This window comes from Bacillus sp. AR8-1 (assembly GCF_008042345.1).
Taxonomy (GTDB): Bacteria; Bacillota; Bacilli; order Bacillales; family Bacillaceae_G; genus Bacillus_A; species Bacillus_A cereus.
The window spans coordinates 80,257-102,684 of sequence record NZ_QNUB01000019.1; the positions used below are offsets into that span (position 1 = coordinate 80,257).

Consider the following 22,428-nt stretch of genomic DNA (forward strand, 5'->3'; position numbering starts at 1 on the left):
CGCAATACTCAGAATTTTTAAACCGGAGGCACTATAGACACGCACCTCTTATGTAAAGGCTTTCTTTATTACGGAGTAATTTTCTTTAAATACCCTTCTAACTGTTCTTTCGTTTGTTCACCTATAATTTGCTCCACTACTTTTCCATCTTTATCAATCAAAAAGCTTGTCGGTAATGGACCTACTCCATATGTTCCTATAATCTTTTGTCCTTTATCAATAGCAACTGGGAATTTCAAACCATATTGGTTCACAAAGTTCTTTACTGCAATATCCGTTTCATCTGCATCTAACGCTATGATTTCAACGCCTTTTTCTTTATACTTTGGATATAATTCATTCATATAAGGCATTTCTTTTTCACAAGGTTTACACCACGTACCCCAAAAGTTTAAAAATACACCTTTTCCCTTTAAATCTTTTAGTTCAATTTTCTTCCCTTCTAAATCCGTCACAACAAAGTTAGGTGCTTCTTTTCCGATTTGCATTTTCTCTTTATTAGCAAAGAATCCTTGATAAAGGGTAAATCCTACAGCACCACATAAAATGAGTAGAATAATAACGCGAAATAATAAGCGATTTTTCTTCATATTACCTCTCCTCTCCTCGGTAAATGTTATGTATTATCTTCTGTAAATGTTGTATTGAATAAATCACCAGCAGAGCACTCCACTGGTGAATTTTTAACTCTATAGCTTATCTTGGCTTTGTAGAAGCAAGCGCGCGTAATTGTTTCACCTCATGTGGTGTCAATTCTCTCGCATCACCAGGTCGCAGGCTTCCTACTTCTAAGAAAGCATAACGTTCACGTTTTAATTTCACTACTTTACAGTCTAACGCTTCAAACATACGACGTACTTGACGGTTACGTCCTTCATGAATTGTTAATTGTACAATAGCCATTTCTTTACGCTTGTCCCAAGAAATAATTTTCACATGTGCTGGTGCTGTTTTACCGTCTTCTAGTGCAACACCGCGTTCTAACATGCGAATTTTCTCACCTGTTAATGGGCCTTTTATTTTTGCAACATACGTTTTTTCAACTTTATATTTAGGATGCATTAATATATTTGCGAAGTCCCCGTCGTTTGTCATTAATAATACTCCTGACGTATCATAATCTAGACGTCCGATTGGGAATAAACGTTGTGTAATTTCAGGGAAAAAGTCTGTTACAACACTTCTACCTTTATCATCTGATACACTTGAAATTACACCAGTTGGTTTATATAGTAAAAAATAAACAGGTTCTTCTTTTTCAAGAGGGATGTTATTTACTTCTACTTTATCTTGAGGAGTTACTTTTGTTCCTAACTCTTTCACTATTTTTCCGTTAACTTTCACTTTTCCTTGCTGAATTAATTCCTCAGCCTTTCTTCTCGATGCAATACCTGCTTGCGCAATCACTTTTTGTAATCGTTCCATTTCTTTTTTTCACCTCGAATTTATCTTACCTTACATTAGAAAGACTTGGCAACCGCATACGCTTTACGGTTATTCGCTCCATCTCACTTAAACAACATAGCGATGATATTAAACATATAAAGGTCAAATCATGTTTTTATCCTTTATTATTGTCCATATTTTTCATATTTCTCACAATAAAAGTTCATCATTTTGTCAAAAATACCACATAAAAAAACCACTATTAAGCTACACCTTAATAGTGGTCGTATACGTATTATACGCGAAATAGCATAAAAAATGAATAGCTTTACTGAAACAATAGGGAAACAAAGACAATCGAGCAAATAATTCCGATTAAATCTGCAAAAAGACCTACTTTTAATGCATCTCCCATTTTTCTAATACCAACAGCTCCGAAGTATACTGTTAAAATATAAAAAGTCGTATCTGTACTCCCTTGCATCGTAGAAGCTAATCTCCCAATGAATGAGTCTGGCCCATATGTGGCAATTAAATCAGTCGTAATACTTAGACCAGCAGAACCTGAAATAGGGCGTATTAGTGCTAATGGAACGATTTCTGCTGGAACATGAATTAAATCTAGCATTGGCTTCATTACTGATATCATTGCATCTAGCGCACCTGAAGATCGGAATATAGAAATAGAAACAAGCATTCCAACCATAAACGGTAAAATGGAAATTGCAATTTGAATCCCTTCTTTTCCTCCCTCAACAAACGATTCATACGTCGGCACTTTCTTTATCGTGCCATATAAAAGGATAAAACCAATTACACAAGGGATTACCCATAAGGAAATTGTATTTACAATACTCATTTTTTCCGCCCCTTTCTACTCCTTCTTCGGTAAAAATAGCGGTCAATCCAAATCGCTCCAATCATAGAAAGTACTTGTGCAATAAATGTTACCCCAACAATTTCAGTAGGATTGGCTGATTCATACGTCATTCGAATTGAAATGACTGTCGTAGGAATTAATGTAATAGCTGATGTATTTAATGCTAGAAACGTCACCATAGAACGGCTCGCCGAATCCTTTCCTCCATTTAACTCTTTTAGTTGTTCCATCGCTTTAATACCAAGAGGGGTTGCTGCATTACCTAGACCAAAAAAGTTTGCCATCATATTTGATAGAATAAATCCCATGGACGGATGGTCCTTTGGTATTTCTGGAAACAACCTTTTTACTATCGGCATAAAAAGTGAAACTAATTTTTTTAACAATCCGGCTTCCTCTGCAATTTTCATTAAACCAAGCCAAAATACTAAAACACTAATAAGTCCTATACAAATCGTTACTGCATCTTTTGCTCCGTCAAATACAGCCTTATTCACTTCTTCCATCGTTCCATTTATCATGGCGTATACAATCCCAATGACAGCCATCGCTACCCATACGAGATTAACCATCGTTCCCAACACCTATCATGTAAGAAAAAATTTCTTTCACATTATTCCAGTAAAGTCCCGTTGTAGCTACTAACTTCCGTTTACTATAAAATAAATTCCGTTCTCCAACTTTCTCATTGCCAACATAAACATCTGTCTTTCCAACCTTTACTCCATCCTCAAGCGTTATACTTTTATCCAGTTCAACTTTTAATAACACGTTCTTTCTTTCCTCTTCAGTTAACGGCACGGAAAAACTATTTTTCGTATAAACATGGTTGGCATACTTCTTTTCATTTATTTCAGCAATTGCTCCTTGTCCTAAAACTTTCGTTTGCTTGAAACGTTCGAATCCTTTGTCAAATAGATTCATATGATCATCCCAATCACTAGAAGCACTCAAAGTTACGACAATTAAATCTAGTCCATCTTTTGATGCCGTTGTAACAAGCGTTCTTCCTGCTTTCTTCGTAAAGCCTGTTTTTCCTCCTGTTGCAAATTCATAATAAGACGTTACCAACTTATGTTTATTTTTCCACGGGTAATCCCAAGAATCGGATTTATACGTTTTTGTTCCAAAGATTTTTTTAAATGACTCGTTTCCCATTGCATACTTCGTTAATAACGCCATATCGTAAGCCGACGAATAATGTGATCCATCTCCATCTAAACCATGAGGGTTTGAAAAGTGAGTATCTTTCATTCCAATTTCTTTCGCCTTTTCATTCATTAAATATACGAATCCATCTATACTCCCACCCACACTTTCAGCAATTACTTGCGCTGCGTCATTACCAGATCTAAGCATGAGTCCGTATACTAAATCTTCTAACTTCACTTTTTGTCCAGGCTTTAAATAGATTGCTGATCCTTCCACCCTCACCGCTTCATTGCTAACTGACACCATTTCTTTCATCTTCCCTGATTCAGCAGCTAACAAGGCAGTCATAATTTTTGTTATACTAGCAATTTTTTGAGGTTCATGTTCTGCTTTTCCGTATAATACACGACCAGACTGTTGCTCCATTAATACAGCATTTCGAGCACTGACATTGCTGTTCATCTTTGCATATGTAGGAATTGGCATAACGCTTGCGTACATAATAAGAAGCGTAATGATTACACAAATTCGTCTCATATTTCCCCCCACGTCCTTTTGGCACTTTTTGTACAAGTGTATGCTTGGCCTTTTAAAATATGAACGAAATCTTCCTTCTGCTTCCATTAAAAAAGACGCAGAGAATTTGCGTCTAATATGGTGTCCATTCAATTTGTTTCGCAGTTTCAAACCTTTTTTCTACATCAGGCCAATTTACAACATTCCACCAGTTTTTAATATATTCATCTTTTCGATTTTGGTATTGTAAATAATACGCATGTTCCCAGACATCTAGTACAAGGAGTGGTATCGTATCCCATTGTGTAAATAATTGATGAAGTGTACTTTGCAAAATTTCTAACCTTCCAGACCGGGGCACCCAAACGAGAATTGCCCAGCCTGAACCTTCTACTTTAGAGGCCGCTTCTGTAAAATGTTTTTGGAAACGTAAAAAGCTCCCAAAATCTTGTTCGATTTGTTGTGAAAAAGCACCTCTTGGACTTCCACCACCGTCTTTTTTCATGTTATTCCAAAATATCGTGTGTAAGTAATGACCTGACCCATGAAAAGCCGCTTCTCTTTCCCAATGCTTAATTAAATCAAATTGATTTGTTTTTCTCGCTTCTTCCATCATCTTCTCTGCTTTATTTAACCCTTCCACGTAACTCCGATGATGTTTATCATGGTGTAACATCATAATTTCTTTAGAAATATACGGTTCTAACGCACTATACGGATAAGGTAATGGCGGGAGTGTATGTCCTCCAATTGGAACAGCTCGTTCGCTATCCCCTCTTTCATATAATTCATATTCCTCTTCTTCTTGCATAAATACTTCCTGCAAGTGATGCTGAATGTGTTCTACATCATCACTTATTTCATACATAAACTCTGCATCTGTTTCATACTCATGCTCTTTCATACGCTCTAACAACGTCTGAATTTTATAAGCAAGCATATGGACATCATACACTTCCATTGCGCGGCTATCTAATACGTGAAGAACACTTTCACACCAATTTTCTACTTCATGAAAGTAATCTGTAAATACACCTTGCTGATTCATGTTGCACCTCCCTAATGCTATCCACTTAACTATATTCAATGAAAATCCCTTATATAACTGTACAAAAGGAAAAGAAGCTAAGTCACCTTAGCTTCTTTTCCGCAATCAATATTTGTGTAACATCTTTGTCTGATAATCCGTCTCATAATATTCTAGTTCTTCACGCATCAATTGAAATTTACCTTCTAAACTCTTCATCACTTGCCCCAATGATGCAGGTGGTGTTTGTTGAAAAACGATAGAATTTTTTCCGGTATATGCAGACCGACTATTTTCATACCAATAATCACTCTTCGGTGAAAAAAACTCTGCAATTACTTGATGGTAAATCTTATATAAAATTTTTTCAGCTGCTGTTTTTCGAAATGGCTGACTATTCAACAAAACAAAACATGCATCATGTCCTTCTTCGCAAAAAACGAGAAGTCGTCTCATTGATGCTAATAACCCTTTATAATATTGCTCGTTCCCTGCCGGTGTCTCCTCTAATAAAGAAGGCAACGTATGATAATTTACATAATTGGTTATTAAATGAATAGCATCTTCTAAAAATATAGAAACTTGTTCTGTTTGATTTTCAACCATCAAATTAGACATTTTTCTCTCTCCTTTGCCATTTCACACTATTTCTACTCTTTTATTTTTATGTAATTCAGCCAATATTTCTTGTACTTTCAACACCGTTCCTTCATCAAAATATTGTTGAAATTCTTCCATATTATTTAAATACAAACGTTTTTGCGCACGAAGCTCCCTATCTTTCACTAAACAACATATCGCTACAATATCGCGCAAATATATGTTTTGTTCTTCTACTTTATACACTGGATTTCCTTCAAAAGGAGTAATTTCTTGTAAAACTTCTTCAAAATATCGAACGTATAAAACCGAAAAAGTTTTCTCTTTATCATTTAATATATATGTCACTTCAGATCTGTTAAAAAAATCCTCTGATGTATTAGGTTTCGCTTTTTCTAACTCATATCCTACATAACCTTTTATAATCATATACTCCCCCCTCCTCCTTCTTTTATCTTATTCTAACTTAATTTTCTGATAAACAAAATATTCTTTTAAATATACCTATATAAAAAATAGCTCCCCTATACAGGAATTTACCTTTTTATTTTTCTTGAAGTTTGTCATAATAATATTATTGTCTCAGTTTTCTTACACAAGGAGAGTTGTATTTATGTCGTTTTCATGGAAACGTTTCTTACAAATCGGGAAAATTATCTTCCCATTTGTTGTATTAACAATTGTATTCTTTCAAGCAAAAAAAGAATTAGCGGGCATTTCTTTTTTAGAAGCGATTGATACAATTAAAAACATTCCAACTGGAGGAGTCTTTTTAGCAATTACACTTGGTGCATTCGCTGTATCAACAATGTTCTTTTATGACTATGTTATGCTTCGTTACTTAAAAGCTGATATTCCTGTCCAAAAGATTTTCCGTATCTCGTGGATTGCTAATACTTTAAATGGATTTATCGGGTTTGGTGGTCTCGTTGGAGCCGGCGTACGCACAATGCTTTATCGTCCATACATAAAAGAAAATGGAAAACTTATTAAAAGTATCGCTTGGATGACAACTGCCTTTATTAATGGATTAGCCATTCTTTCATTTCTTGGTCTTATCGGAATATTAGACACGAGATTTATTTTGCATGAAAAACCATGGCTATGGCCTGTTCTTATCTTCTTTGCTCTTTTCGTTCCTATATATATCGGGTTTTCTAAATTAAAAAATAGAAAAGCGACGCAAACAGAGGGACAAGAAGAAGAGGAGAAGAACCCAACCGTTTTATACTCATTAGTTTCATTAGTCGAATGGGTATCTGCTGGTATTGTTATGTACGTCATATTATTATTATTTGGCATTGAAATCGAATTCCAAAAGTTTTTAGGCGTATATGTCATTGCTGCTTTAGCTGGTGTCGTTAGTCTTGTTCCTGGTGGCCTTGGATCATTTGACCTTGTCTTCTTAACTGGGCTTGGGCAATACGGCATCGATACAGGTGTTTTACTCCCTGCTATGTTATTATATCGTCTCGTCTATTACATCTTACCATTCTGCCTTGGTCTCATTTTTGCAGCTTTTGAAATGACAGGAGTAGCCATTAAAAAGTTTGAAGATAAACCTTTTATTGCGCCTGCATTAGAGACAACTGGTGTTATATGGACCTTGCAGCGTGACTTTCTAGGAAAGTTAGGTTCTTGGGCATCTGCTGCTTTAACAGTATTTGCTGGCTTAATGGTTATTTTATCAACCATTCTACCGACAAGTATAAATCGGGCACACGCCTTACATATTCTAGCTCCAAAACACCTTATTCAATTTTCTTTTAGCTTATCACTAACATTCGGTATTCTCCTACTCATTCTTTCACGGGGGATATATTACGGAACAAAACGTTCTTATTATATGACGATTGTTTCTTTAATTGGAGCGGCTATTTTTAATACACTAAAAGGAATTGATGTTGAAGAAACGTTTATTTTATTAATCGTACTCGCTGTATTGTATATGCTTCGTAAAAGGTTTGTACGTGAGAAAATGGAAGTCTCACTTTCCGATATCGTAAAAGTTTTTATATTCCTACTTGTAACGTTATATTTATATAAAAACTTAGGTATTTTATTTGCAGGTGCAAAGGAAGCTTTCAAACCTGATTTTGTCGTTCGTAATATTACACAAGTGAAACGAAGTGCATTAGCAGCTGCCTTTTTTGTTCCTACTTTTTTACTAATTGGTTCACTCATTGCAAATCGTTATCGAAATGAATTTCCCGGGCAACCAGCTAATGATAAAAGATTACAAAACTTCTTAGATGAACATGGTGGAAATGTACTTAGTCATTTAGGTTTTTTAGGAGATAAGCAGTTCTTTTTCAGTAGTGATGGAAAAGCACTCATTCTCTTCTCAATAACTGGAAAACGACTTATTGTACTAGGTGATCCAATTGGTGACCCTTCCTCCTATCGTACTGTATTGCAAGAGTTTTTAGCTGAGGCTGATCGATTTGGATACATTTGTGTATTCTACCAAATTGAAAGTAAATGGATGAGTTTATATCACGATTTTGGTTATAACTTCTTTAAGCTCGGTGAAGAAGCTGTTGTTGATTTAAATACCTTTACAATAACAGGAAAGAAACGTGCTGGCATGCGAGCTACTTTCAACCGTTTTGAAAGAGAAGGCTATACATTCTCTATTCATGAGCCACCTTTCTCCGACGAATTATATGAAGAGTTAAGAAAAGTTTCAGATGCATGGCTTGGTGGAAAAAAAGAGAAAGGTTTTTCACTCGGATACTTCGATCGTGAATATATTAGTCGCGCTCCTATCGCAACATTATCTGATGCGGATGGAAAAATTATTGCATTCACAACATTCATGCCCGTATATCAAAACGGATCATTATCTGTCGATTTAATGCGATATTATCCAGATGCGCCTAGCGGCATTATGGACGCAATTTTCATCCACTTATTCCAATGGGCAAAAGAAAATGAGTACCACTCCTTTAATATTGGTATGGCACCACTTTCAAATGTTGGTTTATCCACACAGTCTTTCTGGTCTGAACGAGTGGCTGCTGCAATCTTTAATAACGTTCGTTATACGTATAGTTTCAGCGGATTACGACATTTTAAAGAAAAATATAAACCAGCATGGAGCGGTAAATATTTAGCATTTAGGAAGAATCATTCTTTACCAATTACAATGCTCTCTGTAACAAAATTAATAGGAAAAAGAAAAAACAGCTAAATTCTTAGCTGTTTTTTCTTTTTTGAACTTGTACAATAAATTCTTTTTCATACTTCTTACCATTTATATAGAAATTCCCCCACATTTTATACGTGCCCTCGGCAGGAAATGTAATCCGGTATTGTAATTGCTCATCCGTATCTACAGGCATAGCGTATAAAAAGTTCTCCTTCGTTTCATCCACGATATAGAGTGACTCTACTTCTCCTCTCTCTGAATGTAATTTCAATTTTTCACCCTTTTTCGCTTGAAACTGAAATGTTAACGTAACTGGTTCATTCGGATGTAATGCGCCAAATAAAAGAGAAACTTCATACTCTCCTATTTTTTTTGTAAGTACACTGTCGATTGGAAATTTCACTTTTTTCTTATTGTTCTCCTCTTTCGTTCTACCAAAATCTTTCCTAGCGAATGACTCTACGGACTTATTTTTATCTTCGTATAAAAATATTGTATATTCTTCGTCTTTCGCTATTTTGGAAGATAACTTATATGACCCGTTCCCTGCAAATGTAGGTTTAATTTGTTGTATGTGTTTTAACTGTCCATCTACAATCACTGCCCGAATTTGATCATTTACACCACGAATTTCATTATTCTTTTTGTTTAACAACTGAAATACAATATCTACTTTCTCATTTCCCTTTCCATTTGACACATCCCACTTTACTTCCTGAACATCTCCTACAGTCTCTTCGTTTTCTTGATATTTTTTTATGTAAAATCCTCCTGCCACAATAAGTACTAACGCAATAAGTCCAATGACAAGATTTTTCAAAACATCACCTACCATTTTTATTGTCTCTGTTCATACAAAACTTCTTAAGGTATATATTCTAGATTATGATTTATGAAATCCTCCTATTTTGCACATATTACAAATAATAAAAAGATTTTAATTGAAAGGATTCGTAGTGTATAATGCAAATGATATTGATTTCTATCAATACATTATAAGGAGGACTTTTCATGAGTGTACATATCGAAGCAAAACAAGGCGAAATCGCTGAATCTATTCTATTACCTGGTGATCCATTACGTGCAAAATATATCGCTGAAACATTTCTAGAGGATGTTACTTGCTATAATAACGTACGTGGTATGTTAGGTTTCACTGGAACTTATAAAGGAAAACGTGTATCTGTTCAAGGTACAGGTATGGGTGTTCCTTCTATTTCTATTTATGTAAACGAATTAATCCAAAGCTACGGAGTTAAAAATTTAATTCGCGTTGGAACTTGCGGTGCAATTCAAAAAGATGTAAAAGTTCGTGATGTTATTATCGCAATGACGGCTTGTACTGATTCTAATATGAACCGTTTAACATTCCCAGGATTTGATTTTGCACCAGCTGCAAACTTTGATCTTTTAAAGAAAGCTTACGATGCTGGAACTGAAAAAGGATTACACGTTCGTGTCGGTAACGTTTTAACAGCAGATGTGTTTTATCGTGAAAGCATGGACATGGTTAAAAAACTTGGAGATTACGGTGTATTAGCAGTAGAAATGGAAACAACTGCTCTTTACACATTAGCAGCGAAATACGGTGTAAATGCATTATCTGTATTAACAGTTAGCGATCACATCTTCACTGGCGAAGAAACAACATCTGAAGAGCGTCAAACTACATTTAACGAAATGATTGAAATCGCTTTAGATGCAGCAATTCAACAATAATACACTAAAGAACTTGTCATACGTCTGGCGAGTTCTTTTTATGTGACTTTTTATAGATAACTATTTTATAAAGAGACAGATTTCTCCCCTCTACTTTCTTGTAACGTTTGTTATAATAAAGTGAAACTTTAATCAGTGGGGATTTTTCCCATTCCCCATTGATTATTAGTTGAACCAATCAGGATTTTACGGGCAGTTGATCTCCCGCCTAACTCCCTTGTATTTGCCGAATTTTGAAGTAGGAGTCTTATTACCTGTTAAGGCGGGATAAAGAAATCATTTACAGTATTTCTCATAAGAGGTGACGCAGTGAAAAACAGAAGTATCGTCTTTAAACTATTTTTATTAACATCCACTTTATTTACAATCATATTCCTACTTTTTTTCCTAGGACAATCTCTATTTTTAGAGAAATTTTATATTAATAAGAAAGTAAAAACAGTCCAAACTGCTTTTGAAAAATTCGTAGATAATTATGATAAAAGTGATAAAAGTTATGAGCAGGTTAGAAAACTAAAACAAGAATTTCATGATAAAACAAATGCAGATATGCAGTTTTTGGATTCTAACGGTATTATTAAAAGTGATAACAATTACTATATCGATGTATTTAATCCCAACAATAATAAACAGTATTCCATTCCACTCAATAATCTTTTAACACCAGAAGAATATAATAAATTCGAAAATTTAGGTTTAAAAAAAGATGTAATAATCAATGTTGATGGAGTCGTACAAGAGAATAATATAATCACACCACAAAAATTAGGAACGAATTATAATCAATGGCAGAACGAACATTTCTATTCGGATTTTCAGTCAATTAATGGTAACCCTTCTAAGAACAGACTTGCAAGCCGATACAAATCTACAACTCGAATCGTCTTTACAGGTGTTATAACTAAGTTACAGCTCCCATCCAAAGCTGAGGTTCGTCTTGCAAATGATATTGAAACATTACAAGCCGTTCAATATTTCGCAGATATGATTAGAGAGGGCACTTCTAACTCGAACCAATTAAGTACTTTTATATTAGATGGTGGAGAAAATATAAAAAATAGTATCTTTGTAAAACCGATTATAGAAAATGGAAGGATTACAGAATACGCTTTTGCGATAGCATCTTTGCAGCCTGTTAATGAAGCGATGCTCGTTTTAAAAGATTATTATGTTTATGCCTTAATTATCGTGTTTCTCGTTATTATTTTGTTATCCTTCTACTACTCAAAAATCATTGTTAAGCCATTAATTAAAATAAATCGTGTTACAAAAAAAATGGCTAATTTTGATTTCAGCGAGAAATTACCTGTTACAGCTGACGATGAAATTGGCGGGCTTTCTGGCAGTATCAATACATTATCTGTAAATTTAAAAGATCGAATCGATCGATTAAATGTCGCTAATACAAAGTTACAACAAGATATTGAACGTGAACGTCAATTGGAAAAAACAAGAAAAGAATTCATTTCTGGCGTGTCACACGAATTAAAAACACCACTGAGTGTAATTAGAAGTTTTGCAGAAGGAATTAAAGATGGTGTTAGTAAGGATACTTCGTATTATACTGATGTTATTTTAGAAGAAACAGAAAATATGAACAGGCTGATTGTTGAAATGTTAGAATTAGCAAAGTTGGAATCTGGTACTTACAAACTAGATATGACGACGTTCTCAATCGGTGAATTAACGCAACAAGTCTACACAAAATTATTATTTAGCATGGAAGAAAAACATTTACAAGTGAACATCGATGCAGACCCTTCTATACTTGTTAAAGCAAATCGCAGTCGCATTGAGCAAGTAGTTGTGAACTTACTAAGTAATGCAATCCGTTATACGCCAGATGGAGAAAAAATACAAGTCTCTATTATAGAGGCAGAAGATACCGTAAAAGTCGAAATCGAAAATACAGGAAACCCTATCCCTGAAGAAAGTCTTGAAAAAATTTGGGATCGCTTCTATCGTCTAGATGCATCACGTAGCCGTCACACTGGAGGTACTGGTCTCGGATTATCTATTGTAAAAAACATTTTAGACCTCCATCATGCCGAATACGGTGTGTATAATACGACTAACAGTGTTGTATTCTATTTCAATTTACAAAAAGTAAAAGAAGTCAAATAATTTGTCTTAATTTCACTAGGAGTTCACATGAAATTCACACTCTCCCTTTATAGTAAGAAACAAGTTAATCCTTTCCTTTACACATATAAAAGAGGAGAGTGCGTGAAATGAAACAAGCAGGACAACCTATTCAAAATGAAAAACAATTAGAAACTATCAAAAATATACTTTTACAATCTTCGAAACGTGATGGCTTATTATTCGTATTAGCTGTAAATTCTGGCTTAAAAGTAAGTGAAATCTTACAATTAAAAGTTAGTGATGTAATCGATGAAAATGAAAATGTTCGCCATTCCATTTTATTTTACAATGAAAAAGTGAAGAAACATAAATGGTTTGCTGTAAATGAAGACTTACAGCACGCAATCGAAGACTACATGAAAGAACGTAAAACTTGGAAACGTAATGAACCATTGTTAAAATCTCAAAAAGGAACAAAATCTATTACGAGACAACATGCATGGTACATTTTAAACAAAGCTGCAAAAGAAGTTGGATTAGAAGGGATTAGCTCACATACACTTCGAAAAACTTGGGGTTATTGTGCATACAAATCAGGTGTTGATATTGCATTTTTACAACACTTCTTTGATCACAGTACTCCATCAAAAACTTTAAAGTATATCGGTATTGCTTAATAACTCTTATACATAAAAAAGGTTACCATTTGAAAATTTGGTAACCTTTTTTATATTTCATATTCTCTTTTCTTGTCTCTCCTATACTGTAGTGGTACTCTAATACTAAGGGGGAGAAATTATGAACACACTTACAATTGAATTACCAAAAGAAACGGCTGAAAAACTTGATTTATTAAAACAAGCTTATGAAAAGAAAACAGGTGCTTCTATCTCTGAGAGCACTCTCGTTCAAACACTTATCTCAAAAGAATTTATCCAGGCGATAACTCCTTTTGATTTACAACAATTTGTCAACGGAAAAGAACAGCATTAATCGCTGTTCTTTTTTTATCTCTATTTAAAATATACAAAGTTTTTTATATATTTTTAGAAAAACCATTGACAATGATAATGATAACCATTATCATTTATTATGAAGCCAACAATTGATGAATCAACCAAACGCTCAGTAACATTGTTACCCCTCTTTTTCATATAGAAAGGCACTGTACATTCCCCCTGTTTGTACAGTGCCTTTCTTGTTTATTATCATTCAAAAAAATTTAATTGCTCCGGCTTCGGCTCACCATATGTAATGTTCATCATTTTCATAAGCTGTTTCGCATTATCTGCTGCATCCCCACCTGAATTGTTGTTAAACAGTACGTATATATCCTTTGTTTTCTTTTTTAATTGCTCTAGTCGTTCAACCCATTCTTCCAGTTCTTTATTGTTGTAGCGATATAAACAGCGAACCGCTCTCCAATTTTCCCCTTTATCAAGCCAACCATGAACATTTCGACCGTGAAAACGTATTAATGCCATGTCTGAATTCGTAACCTCTAACACGAGTGGCACAGAACCTATCCCAGCCTGTGGTTCATCACAAATTGTATGAACCCATTTCTCCTGTTCTAGAAACTGTAACGTCTTATCTCTCATTTCTGGATAAAACCATGTTTGATTTCGAAATTCTATTGCACATGGTAAACCTTCCATTTTTTCTTTCGTATATCGAAGAAAATCTACATTTTTCTTTTTGCAATCAAACCATGGTGGATATTGAAATAAAATTGTTTTTAATTTATCAGCTTCTAATAAAGGAAGAATAGACTGTTTATACAAATCAAACATCTCATCGAACGTAGAAAAAGGAATTTCACCTTTCATATGTCCTGTCATTCCTTGATACGCTTTTACGACAAAAGAAAAATCTTTCGGCGTTTCCATTGCCCATTTTATATAATTTCGTGCAGGTTGCATCGCGTAAAATGAACTATCCACTTCCACAATAGGAAAATACTCGCTATATGTTCGTAATTTATTTCTATTTTCATAGGAATCTATGTATAAAGAATTATGATCTCCCCATCCTGTCACTCCAATGAACAGCACATATATCCCTCCCTTTTTAACTTCATCTTCTATTCACTTTCCAAACACTTTGCATTATGTAGCCTTTTCTTTAAGAGTATCCTTATAAAAATATGATATACTATATGGAAGAATTTTTAAAATGAGGGGTTATTTATTTATGCTTCCAAACGATGCTACTGTATCTCATGAAAAACGAATTGAAGAACTAGAAAATAAAGTACGTTTTTATGAAGAACTTGTGAATCAATTACCACATCATTTCACATACAAAAATCCACATATTGGTTTACGAATAAAGAAAACCAGAACAACTCATTCCATTCAAGAAATACCAAAAGAAAATAAAGAAGCTAATTTTCAACTTACTTGTGATTCATTATTTTTATTTGAACAACTTGAAAAACACTTTGTTCATATTTTTGATGCCTTTTCACATCATGTAACCTTTGTCGATAGTAAAGGGAATATTACTTTATGTAATCAAGTTGCCGCAGATGATTTCGGTGTAATACGCAATGATATTATTGGAAAACCAATTCAACAATTACTAAACTTGCCGGAAGAAAAAATTAAAGCAATTGAAACATTAAGAACGGGAACAGAAATATATAATGAAGAAGTTTTAGACAAAAATTACGGTATTATAAATAACCGAATTATTCGTGATTATAACGGTGAGATTTTTAGAGTTATTAGTGTCTTTCATTATTTAAATACAGAACGTGATGCAGAGAAGTTTTCGTTAGCAGGGCGAATCGCAGCTGGAATTGCACACGAAGTACGAAATCCTCTTACAACAGTACGAGGATACTTACAATTTTTACAAGAAAGCGTTTCTACATCAAATCAAGAGTTATTTAAAAACTTGCTTATCCCTGAATTAGATCGTGCAAATAATATTATTACAAAATTTTTAGCTGTTTCAAAAACACGGGAATTTACAAGAGAACCGTTTCCGATCAATACATTTTTACGTGACTATATTCAACAGTTACTAGCTAGTGAAGTCTCCTTGCATAACATTTCAATTGATTATAACTTCTCTAATGAATTAGATGATATTTTAGTCAATATTGATCGACATGAACTTGTTCAAGTGTTTTTAAATCTATTTCAAAATGCCGTCGATGCTCAAGGCGACAAACCTCTTTCTATTCAAATCACTAGTTATCGCCTTGATAACTTCGTTCGGATTACTTTCACAGATAATGGAATTGGTATTCCTCCAGCTATTCAAGAATATATCTTTGATCCATTCTTCTCAACGAAGGATTCGGGAACAGGACTAGGCTTGTCAGTAACAAAAAAAATCATCCAAAATCATAACGGCACATTAAAAATGACTAGTAATGAAGATGGTACAACTTTCACTATTTCAATTCCAATCTTACCTAAAACAACCCTTGAAAAATTAAATCAATGTAAATAAAGGACTAATCCACGAACTACATGCCAATTGTTAAACACTCCCAACAATTAGCATGTAGTTTTTTATGTTGCACTTTTCTTCTTTACATTATATAAACCTTTCTCTATATCTTACTTATTTCTTTCTAGGTGGGCCAATTTCTTATTTTTTTAGAAATGGTAGTTTGTCCATCACGAATTTAGTATAAATTTCATTTTAATATATAGTAATGACTAATGATTCTATGAAAGAAAAGAATGAAAAGATGAACAATAAAAATAAAGGAAAAGTATTTTATGGTAATGATTGTTGCGAAGTAAGAGCATGTAGCCATATTAACATCCCTAAGTCAGAACTTACAGAATTTGTTAGACTTCTTCAAGCTCTTGGTCAAGCTATTCTAGTTCAATATGGATCTGGTTGCCTAGATGGAGGAACTACGGGGACTACTGGTGCTCAAGGGCCTCAAGGGCCTCAAGGGCCTCAAGGCGCTCAAGGACCTGCGGGCGATACAACTGCGACACTATCTGTCTTCCGAATTTACTAACCACAATTTCCGAAAATATTTTGGGAGGACTAAGCACATTTATAAGTAATAGATGTGATTTTGATTGTCTATTAAATCTCTCTTTTAATAAAAAGGAGCACTTATTTGGGAGGATAAGTGCTCCTTCTTTACGTTTCTTTACCTCAAATTTACTCTATCTTAATCCTCATTTTGTATGATAAATAATGAAGTCAAAGATATGAAAGAGGGATGAAAAATGAGAGTTATGTCACTGATACGCATTTGGATTGCTCTTATGGTATGCATTATTTTATGTGTAGGATTTTTTTTAACTCTAAAATATTCCACTATTTCAAAAGCGGAGAGAAAAACAGTTCCATACAAACTTTTGTATACGAAACAAAACGACATCCCTTATTCCAATTCCACAAATAATGAAAAAAAAGTTATAAAAGGAATGCTTATTACGAAAGCTTCTAACTACGAAACTCTACTTCAAATTGCTGAAACGATTAAAGATCAGTATACAAATAAAGGAATTGATGAAATCACGCTGTCTATCCATAATGAAAATAATGGTAGTTATGAAGAAGAATTACCTTACGAACCGATTAGTAAAGGAACAATAATCGTCACATACGATTCTCAATCTTTTGGCATTACGAACATTACTCTTAATGAATAGTAGCATTTATCTCACTCATTATGAGCTCACTTTATTTTTCACATGAGAAAGAGGCGAATAATGAAATTCGCCTCTTTTTTCACCATAATGATGGAATCCACTCTTTCACTTTATCAAACCACTCTTGCTGTTCTTTTTTCCTTTGTTGTTCCTCTTCTTGCCTTCTCTTTTCTTCTTCTTTTCTTCTCTTTTCTTCTTCAATTGTTTGCAATTGTTTTTTATAGTCAGCCTCAGATATTAACGACAATTGGAACGCTTTTTGGGCTGGGTTTGCATTTGCTTTTTTCATGATGTCCCGGAACATCGTCGTCGTAATTTGACTACCACCTGGCACATAATGCTCGCTATCTGTTTTGTCATATCCCACCCAAATCGCACCTACTAAATCTGGTGTGTATCCTACAAACCACGAGTCCTTCGCTCCTACGCTCGGACCATTTACAAGTTGAGTCGTCCCTGTCTTTCCTGCTGTATCAACATTATTAACTTTCGCTTTTCCACCTGTTCCCTTTTCTACAACACCTTTTAATAAATACGTCATCTTTTGAGCGATTTTCTCACTCGTCACTCGTGTCTCTTTCTTATACCATTTCCCTATTATTTCCCCTTCAGCATTTTGAACTTCTCTAATTGCATGAGCCTCTACTTGAACCCCATCATTAGCGAATGTACTATATGCTTGGGCCATTACAAATGGAGATGTCCCTACATGCATCCCACCTAAAGCAATTGGATACGTACGGTCTTCTGGTACTAATGGAATACCAAATCGCTCTAAAGATTTCAATCCTTTATCTAATCCTATTTGTTCTAATAACCACACAGCAGAAACATTATACGACTTTGCTACCGCTTCGTACATTGTCACATTACCATGAAAAGCCTGATCACTATTTTTAGGTTCATATTCTTTAATATGAAATGGTTCATCCTTTAATATATCGTATACCTCATACCCTTGTTCTAAAGCGGGTACATATACAGCTAGAGGCTTTAATGTTGAACCTGGCTGTCTTTTTAATTGCGTAGCATGATTAAATTGTAAAAACTGATATGGTCCTCTCCCCCCAACTAAAGCTGGAACACCGCCTGTTTTGGGATTTATAAGGACTACACCCGTTTGCATAAGTTGATCTGAGCCACTATCTTTGAAATAACTATCATTATTCACAACATCTTCTACAGCTTGTTGTTTTTTCGGATCCAGCTCAGTATAAATACGATAACCACCTGCTAAAATTTCATTTTGTGTTAATTCATACTTATCCATCGCTTCTCTAACTATATAGTCTACATATTGGGAGTATTTACCTTTATATTTATCATCAACCCCACGTTTTAATACAAGGCCTGACTCTTTTTCTTTATTGTATTGCTCTTCAGAAATATATCCTTGTTCCTTCATTAAACTTAATACGACATTACGTCGTTCAATTGATTTATTAAAGTTTTTATAAGGCGAATACGCAGACGGCGCTTTAATTAAGCCCGCGATCGTTGCAGCTTCTGAAATTGATAAATCTTTTACCTCTTTATCAAAATAAGATTTAGCTGCCCTCTTTATCCCCCAAGCACCTTCCCCAAAATAAATTTGATTCATATACATTTCAATAATTTCATCTTTTGTATAAGTACGTTCTATTTTTTTCGTTAAAAAGTATTCTTTTATTTTACGAGAAAATGTACGATCTTGTGTCAGAAATACATTCTTCGCGAGCTGCTGTGTAATTGTACTTCCCCCTGCTACAACTTCTCCTGCTGTAATATTTTTAAAAACTGCACTTATAATTCCACTATAATAAATACCATGATGGTTAAAAAATCCCTTATCTTCTACTGCAACAATTGCCTGAACCATAATATCAGGAATATCTTTTCTTTTAACGCCTTCTGTTTTCGAAGAAGCTAATTTAGTTGCGACCTCATTATTTGCATCATAAATTAAAGTCGGTTGTGGAACAGCTTGTTTTAATTCAGATATGTCTTGAATGGAAATTATTATATTTACAGCAATAAATAGAGTAACGAGTACACTTCCCAATACAATTAATGAATTACGAAGTTTCTTCCTCTTATTGAACCACTCAAGCATTTTTTTAAAATGAGTGTTCTTCAATTTCATTCGTTCACTTCCTTCATTTATTTACACTCTTCTTTTTAAAAGGAAGAATATACCGCCTTTTAAATTTATTATAATAACGTAGTCATTCCTATAGTGTAAAGCTTTTCTTTTACATTCATACTTTTTGCAAGAAAAGGACATTCTACAAGTAAGATATTCACTATTGGATATTAATATTATTAATAGAACAACGAGAGTTATGTTAAGTTTTTGTAAACTTTTCGATAAAATGTTTTAAAAAACGACAGTTTTTTGTTAGAATTGATTAGCCAATATATTTTACATATATTACTTTTGTGGGGGTAACAATAATGGTCTTTAAATCAAAAAAAGATAAATTTTCTGAAATGTTAATGAATGTTTCCGAAAATTTAAAAGAAGGCGCGCAATTTTTCGTGGAGTATAAAATTAAAAATGCTAGCGATTTAAAAGAGTTTTCTATGCGCATGAAAGAGTATGAGTCAAAAGGTGACTCATTTATTCACGAAATCATTATGGAGCTAAACAAAGCGTTTATTACTCCGATTGAACGTGAGGACATCCTACAACTTGCAATGAGTATGGATGATGTATTAGACGGATTAGATCACAGTGCTGGTCTGTTCGAAATGTATTCTATTACAGAAGCTGATGAATACATGATTAAATTCGTAGAAGCAATTAATCAATGTGCAATTGAAATTGCAAATTCTGTTGAACTACTGTCTAAAAAGAAGTTAGTCGACATTCGTACGAACGCGATTAAGATTAAGGATTACGAATCACAATGCGATGATATTCGTCGTCATGCGATTAAGCACTTATTCTCTCGTGAGAAAGATCCGATTAAGATTATTCAATTTAAAGAGATTTACGAAGAGCTTGAAGAAGTAGCTGATAGCTGTCAAAGCGTTGCAAACGTATTAGAAACAATTATTATGAAGAATGCGTAAGGAGTTTGATCATGGATACACTCTTGATACTGACCGTTTTAGTAGTCATTTGCGCTTTAGCTTTTGACTTTATCAATGGATTTCACGATACAGCAAACGCTATTGCAACGGCTGTTTCAACGAAAGCTCTAAAGCCTAGACATGCAATTATTATGGCAGCTATTATGAACTTTTTAGGTGCAATGACATTTACAGGTGTAGCAAAAACGATTACAAAAGATATCGTTGACCCATTTGCTTTACAAAATGGTTCTCTTGTAATTTTAGCTGCTTTACTTGCGGCGATAGCATGGAACTTAATTACTTGGTACTACGGTATCCCAAGTAGTTCTTCGCATGCAATTATTGGCTCAATCGCAGGTGCAGCCATTGCTGCTGCTGGTATTAGCTCATTAAACCTTAAAGGATTCATTAAAATTCTTGAAGCTTTAATCATTTCACCAATTATCGCTTTCGTTATTGGTTATATCGTATACAGTATTTTTAAAGTGGTCTTTAAAAACTTTAACTTAACGAAAACGAACAAAAACTTCCGTATATTCCAGATTTTCACTGCAGCATTACAAGCCTATACACACGGTACGAATGATGCACAAAAAGCAATGGGAATCATTACGATGGCTCTTATGGCTAATAACTATCATACTTCTAGCGATATTCCGTTCTGGGTACAATTATCTTGTGCTATCGCAATGGGGCTTGGTACTTCTGTCGGTGGATGGAAAATTATTAAAACTGTCGGTGGACAAATTATGAAAATTCGTCCTGTAAATGGTGTAGCTGCCGATTTATCATCATCACTTGTTATTTTCGGTGCAACATTCATTCACTTACCGGTTAGTACGACGCACGTTATCTCTTCTTCTATTTTAGGGGTTGGTGCTTCTCACCGTGTGAAAGGGGTAAAATGGGGAACTGCAAAACGTATGTTAATTACATGGGTTATTACACTTCCTATTTCAGCTTCTTTAGCTGCTCTGTTTTACTATCTATTACATTTTGTTTTCTAATCAAAAGTCGTCTTCCTTATTTTTCTAGGAAGACGACTTTTTTGTGAACAAGCCTATTTCTCATTAAAAAGCGTGTATAATAATTGGTGGATAAGTTATTTAGAGGAGTTGGCAATTTTGGAATACATCATGTTACTTTTCATCGGACTAATCGCCGGGACAGTCGGCAGCCTAGTTGGGCTTGGAGGCGGAATTATTATTGTTCCGTTATTAATTGGATTACACAGTTTATCACCACAACTTGCAGTAGGGACTTCTATGGTAACAGTCGTTTTTACAGGGCTATCTTCCACCCTTACTTACATGAAGCATAAACGAGTAGATTATAAAAGTGGACTTATTTTATTTATCGGAAGCGGCCCTGGTGGTATTATCGGATCATGGGCAAATAAATTTTTAAACCAAGACACATTTTCTTTATACTTTGGGATTTTCCTTATATTCGTCTCAATTCTACTTATGCTTCGAGACAAATTAAAACCTCTTTCCCTCTCAAATACGTCTGTAATTAAGCGTTCTTTTACAGATAATGATGGAAATACTGTACACTATCAATTCCCACCGTTTCTTGCTATCTTTATTGCCTTTATAGTTGGGTTTATATCTGGGTTATTTGGAATTGGTGGCGGTGCCTTACTTGTTCCAGCAATGATGCTTCTTTTTGCATTCCCAGCACATATTGCAGTAGCAACTTCAATGTTCATCGTATTTCTATCAGCAATTGTAAGTTCTGCAACTCACATCTCACTTGGAAATGTCAGCTGGATTTATGCATTAATCCTTATTCCTGGTGCATGGATCGGCGGAAAAATCGGGGCTTATATTAATACAAAACTAAGTGGTAACGCCGTAATTAATTTATTACGTATTACGTTAATTATTCTTGGAACTAGATTAATCATTATTTCCCTTTTATAACGTATTCTTTTTAGAATGCGTTTTTCTTATACACATGAATATAAAAATCCTCCGAGGAGAACAAATAAAATTAAACAAACACATAATAACATATAATTTGAAATATGTACTTTCTTCAAGTTGACCACTCCTATAACTGCGACTGTTATCTTTATGATAGCGAAAAAATAGTTCACTTGCAGTTACAGAGTGCTAACAATGCAAAATCAATTATTACAAATTTTATCCTTATATTTCATTTCTTTGTATATTCTATCGATTTAATAAAAAAAGATGTCATATTGACATCTTTT

At 34.2% G+C, this 22,428-nt stretch carries 22 protein-coding genes; 11 read left to right on the forward strand and 11 right to left on the reverse strand.

The annotated features are described in order from the left end of the window. Nucleotides 1-68 precede the first annotated feature (68 nt). The 8 genes from resA to DN400_RS15505 all read right to left on the reverse strand — a co-directional run bounded on the left by resA (nucleotide 69) and on the right by DN400_RS15505 (nucleotide 5,990). On the reverse strand, nucleotides 69-590 hold the full coding sequence (gene resA, locus DN400_RS15470; protein ID WP_000742194.1) for a thiol-disulfide oxidoreductase ResA: 522 nt from the start codon (nucleotides 588-590) through the stop codon (nucleotides 69-71). Nucleotides 591-696: 106 nt separating this feature from the next. Continuing rightward, the gene (gene rluB, locus DN400_RS15475) at nucleotides 697-1,425 is read right to left on the reverse strand and encodes a 23S rRNA pseudouridine(2605) synthase RluB (RefSeq protein WP_000440553.1); all 729 of its coding nucleotides are present in this window, start codon (nucleotides 1,423-1,425) and stop codon (nucleotides 697-699) included. A gap of 289 nt (nucleotides 1,426-1,714) precedes the next feature. Then, complete coding sequence (gene spmB, locus DN400_RS15480) at nucleotides 1,715-2,245, reverse strand: spore maturation protein SpmB (protein ID WP_000029514.1); 531 nt, start codon at nucleotides 2,243-2,245, stop codon at nucleotides 1,715-1,717. Next, on the reverse strand, nucleotides 2,242-2,838 hold the full coding sequence (spmA, locus tag DN400_RS15485) for a spore maturation protein SpmA (RefSeq protein ID WP_000247810.1): 597 nt from the start codon (nucleotides 2,836-2,838) through the stop codon (nucleotides 2,242-2,244). Before spmA ends, spmB begins: the two co-directional genes overlap by 4 nt. Continuing rightward, nucleotides 2,831-3,955, reverse strand: coding sequence for a D-alanyl-D-alanine carboxypeptidase family protein (locus tag DN400_RS15490; protein ID WP_001252626.1), 1,125 nt, complete (start codon nucleotides 3,953-3,955; stop codon nucleotides 2,831-2,833). Before DN400_RS15490 ends, spmA begins: the two co-directional genes overlap by 8 nt. Nucleotides 3,956-4,067: 112 nt before the next feature. Beyond that, nucleotides 4,068-4,982 carry a superoxide dismutase gene (locus DN400_RS15495; RefSeq protein ID WP_098255836.1) on the reverse strand — a complete coding sequence of 305 codons (915 nt, stop codon included), beginning with the start codon at nucleotides 4,980-4,982 and terminating at the stop codon, nucleotides 4,068-4,070. A 105-nt stretch (nucleotides 4,983-5,087) separates the two neighbouring features. After that, nucleotides 5,088-5,579 (reverse strand): YpuI family protein, encoded by a 492-nt coding sequence (locus DN400_RS15500; RefSeq protein WP_000067551.1) that lies wholly within the window; start codon nucleotides 5,577-5,579, stop codon nucleotides 5,088-5,090. Between the two features lie 21 nt (nucleotides 5,580-5,600). Then, nucleotides 5,601-5,990 carry a hypothetical protein gene (locus DN400_RS15505; protein WP_000584360.1) on the reverse strand — a complete coding sequence of 130 codons (390 nt, stop codon included), beginning with the start codon at nucleotides 5,988-5,990 and terminating at the stop codon, nucleotides 5,601-5,603. A 184-nt stretch (nucleotides 5,991-6,174) separates the two neighbouring features. Between DN400_RS15505 and mprF the strand changes: the two genes are divergently transcribed. Continuing rightward, nucleotides 6,175-8,754, forward strand: a complete 2,580-nt coding sequence (gene mprF, locus DN400_RS15510; protein WP_000010853.1) for a bifunctional lysylphosphatidylglycerol flippase/synthetase MprF — start codon at nucleotides 6,175-6,177, stop codon at nucleotides 8,752-8,754. Nucleotides 8,755-8,758: 4 nt separating this feature from the next. Here mprF and DN400_RS15515 read toward each other — a convergent pair whose 3' ends face one another. Further along, complete coding sequence (locus DN400_RS15515) at nucleotides 8,759-9,547, reverse strand: hypothetical protein (protein ID WP_000232602.1); 789 nt, start codon at nucleotides 9,545-9,547, stop codon at nucleotides 8,759-8,761. A 176-nt stretch (nucleotides 9,548-9,723) separates the two neighbouring features. Here DN400_RS15515 and deoD point away from each other — a divergent pair, with 176 nt between their 5' ends. The 4 genes from deoD to DN400_RS15535 all read left to right on the forward strand — a co-directional run bounded on the left by deoD (nucleotide 9,724) and on the right by DN400_RS15535 (nucleotide 13,509). After that, complete coding sequence (gene deoD, locus DN400_RS15520; RefSeq protein WP_000110707.1) at nucleotides 9,724-10,431, forward strand: purine-nucleoside phosphorylase; 708 nt, start codon at nucleotides 9,724-9,726, stop codon at nucleotides 10,429-10,431. Between the two features lie 309 nt (nucleotides 10,432-10,740). Further along, nucleotides 10,741-12,555, forward strand: a complete 1,815-nt coding sequence (locus DN400_RS15525) for a sensor histidine kinase (RefSeq protein WP_000797514.1) — start codon at nucleotides 10,741-10,743, stop codon at nucleotides 12,553-12,555. Between the two features lie 107 nt (nucleotides 12,556-12,662). Then, complete coding sequence (locus DN400_RS15530) at nucleotides 12,663-13,193, forward strand: tyrosine-type recombinase/integrase (protein ID WP_000806236.1); 531 nt, start codon at nucleotides 12,663-12,665, stop codon at nucleotides 13,191-13,193. 121 nt (nucleotides 13,194-13,314) lie between these two features. Then, on the forward strand, nucleotides 13,315-13,509 hold the full coding sequence (locus tag DN400_RS15535; protein ID WP_001094860.1) for a DUF3924 domain-containing protein: 195 nt from the start codon (nucleotides 13,315-13,317) through the stop codon (nucleotides 13,507-13,509). Nucleotides 13,510-13,724: 215 nt separating this feature from the next. Here the strand turns inward: DN400_RS15535 and DN400_RS15540 are convergent, their stop codons facing one another. After that, complete coding sequence (locus DN400_RS15540) at nucleotides 13,725-14,570, reverse strand: DUF72 domain-containing protein (protein ID WP_000897363.1); 846 nt, start codon at nucleotides 14,568-14,570, stop codon at nucleotides 13,725-13,727. A gap of 139 nt (nucleotides 14,571-14,709) precedes the next feature. On the opposite strand from DN400_RS15540, the gene DN400_RS15545 reads away from it, so the two are divergent. The 3 genes from DN400_RS15545 to DN400_RS15555 all read left to right on the forward strand — a co-directional run bounded on the left by DN400_RS15545 (nucleotide 14,710) and on the right by DN400_RS15555 (nucleotide 17,153). Further along, the gene (locus DN400_RS15545) at nucleotides 14,710-15,981 is read left to right on the forward strand and encodes an ATP-binding protein (protein ID WP_000937248.1); all 1,272 of its coding nucleotides are present in this window, start codon (nucleotides 14,710-14,712) and stop codon (nucleotides 15,979-15,981) included. Between the two features lie 223 nt (nucleotides 15,982-16,204). Continuing rightward, nucleotides 16,205-16,507, forward strand: a complete 303-nt coding sequence (locus DN400_RS15550) for a hypothetical protein (protein ID WP_147801761.1) — start codon at nucleotides 16,205-16,207, stop codon at nucleotides 16,505-16,507. Between the two features lie 217 nt (nucleotides 16,508-16,724). Continuing rightward, nucleotides 16,725-17,153 (forward strand): hypothetical protein, encoded by a 429-nt coding sequence (locus DN400_RS15555; protein WP_065228522.1) that lies wholly within the window; start codon nucleotides 16,725-16,727, stop codon nucleotides 17,151-17,153. A gap of 79 nt (nucleotides 17,154-17,232) precedes the next feature. Here the strand turns inward: DN400_RS15555 and DN400_RS15560 are convergent, their stop codons facing one another. Further along, nucleotides 17,233-19,275: a transglycosylase domain-containing protein gene (locus tag DN400_RS15560; RefSeq protein ID WP_000769253.1), complete on the reverse strand. Its 2,043-nt coding sequence runs from the start codon at nucleotides 19,273-19,275 to the stop codon at nucleotides 17,233-17,235. A 311-nt stretch (nucleotides 19,276-19,586) separates the two neighbouring features. Here DN400_RS15560 and DN400_RS15565 point away from each other — a divergent pair, with 311 nt between their 5' ends. The 3 genes from DN400_RS15565 (at nucleotide 19,587) to DN400_RS15575 (ending at nucleotide 22,135) form a co-directional block, all read left to right on the forward strand. Then, complete coding sequence (locus DN400_RS15565; RefSeq protein WP_000231445.1) at nucleotides 19,587-20,207, forward strand: DUF47 domain-containing protein; 621 nt, start codon at nucleotides 19,587-19,589, stop codon at nucleotides 20,205-20,207. A gap of 11 nt (nucleotides 20,208-20,218) precedes the next feature. Next, nucleotides 20,219-21,217 carry an inorganic phosphate transporter gene (locus DN400_RS15570; RefSeq protein ID WP_000380276.1) on the forward strand — a complete coding sequence of 333 codons (999 nt, stop codon included), beginning with the start codon at nucleotides 20,219-20,221 and terminating at the stop codon, nucleotides 21,215-21,217. 117 nt (nucleotides 21,218-21,334) lie between these two features. Beyond that, nucleotides 21,335-22,135, forward strand: coding sequence for a sulfite exporter TauE/SafE family protein (locus DN400_RS15575; RefSeq protein WP_000455762.1), 801 nt, complete (start codon nucleotides 21,335-21,337; stop codon nucleotides 22,133-22,135). The last annotated feature ends 293 nt before the right edge of the window (nucleotides 22,136-22,428 follow it).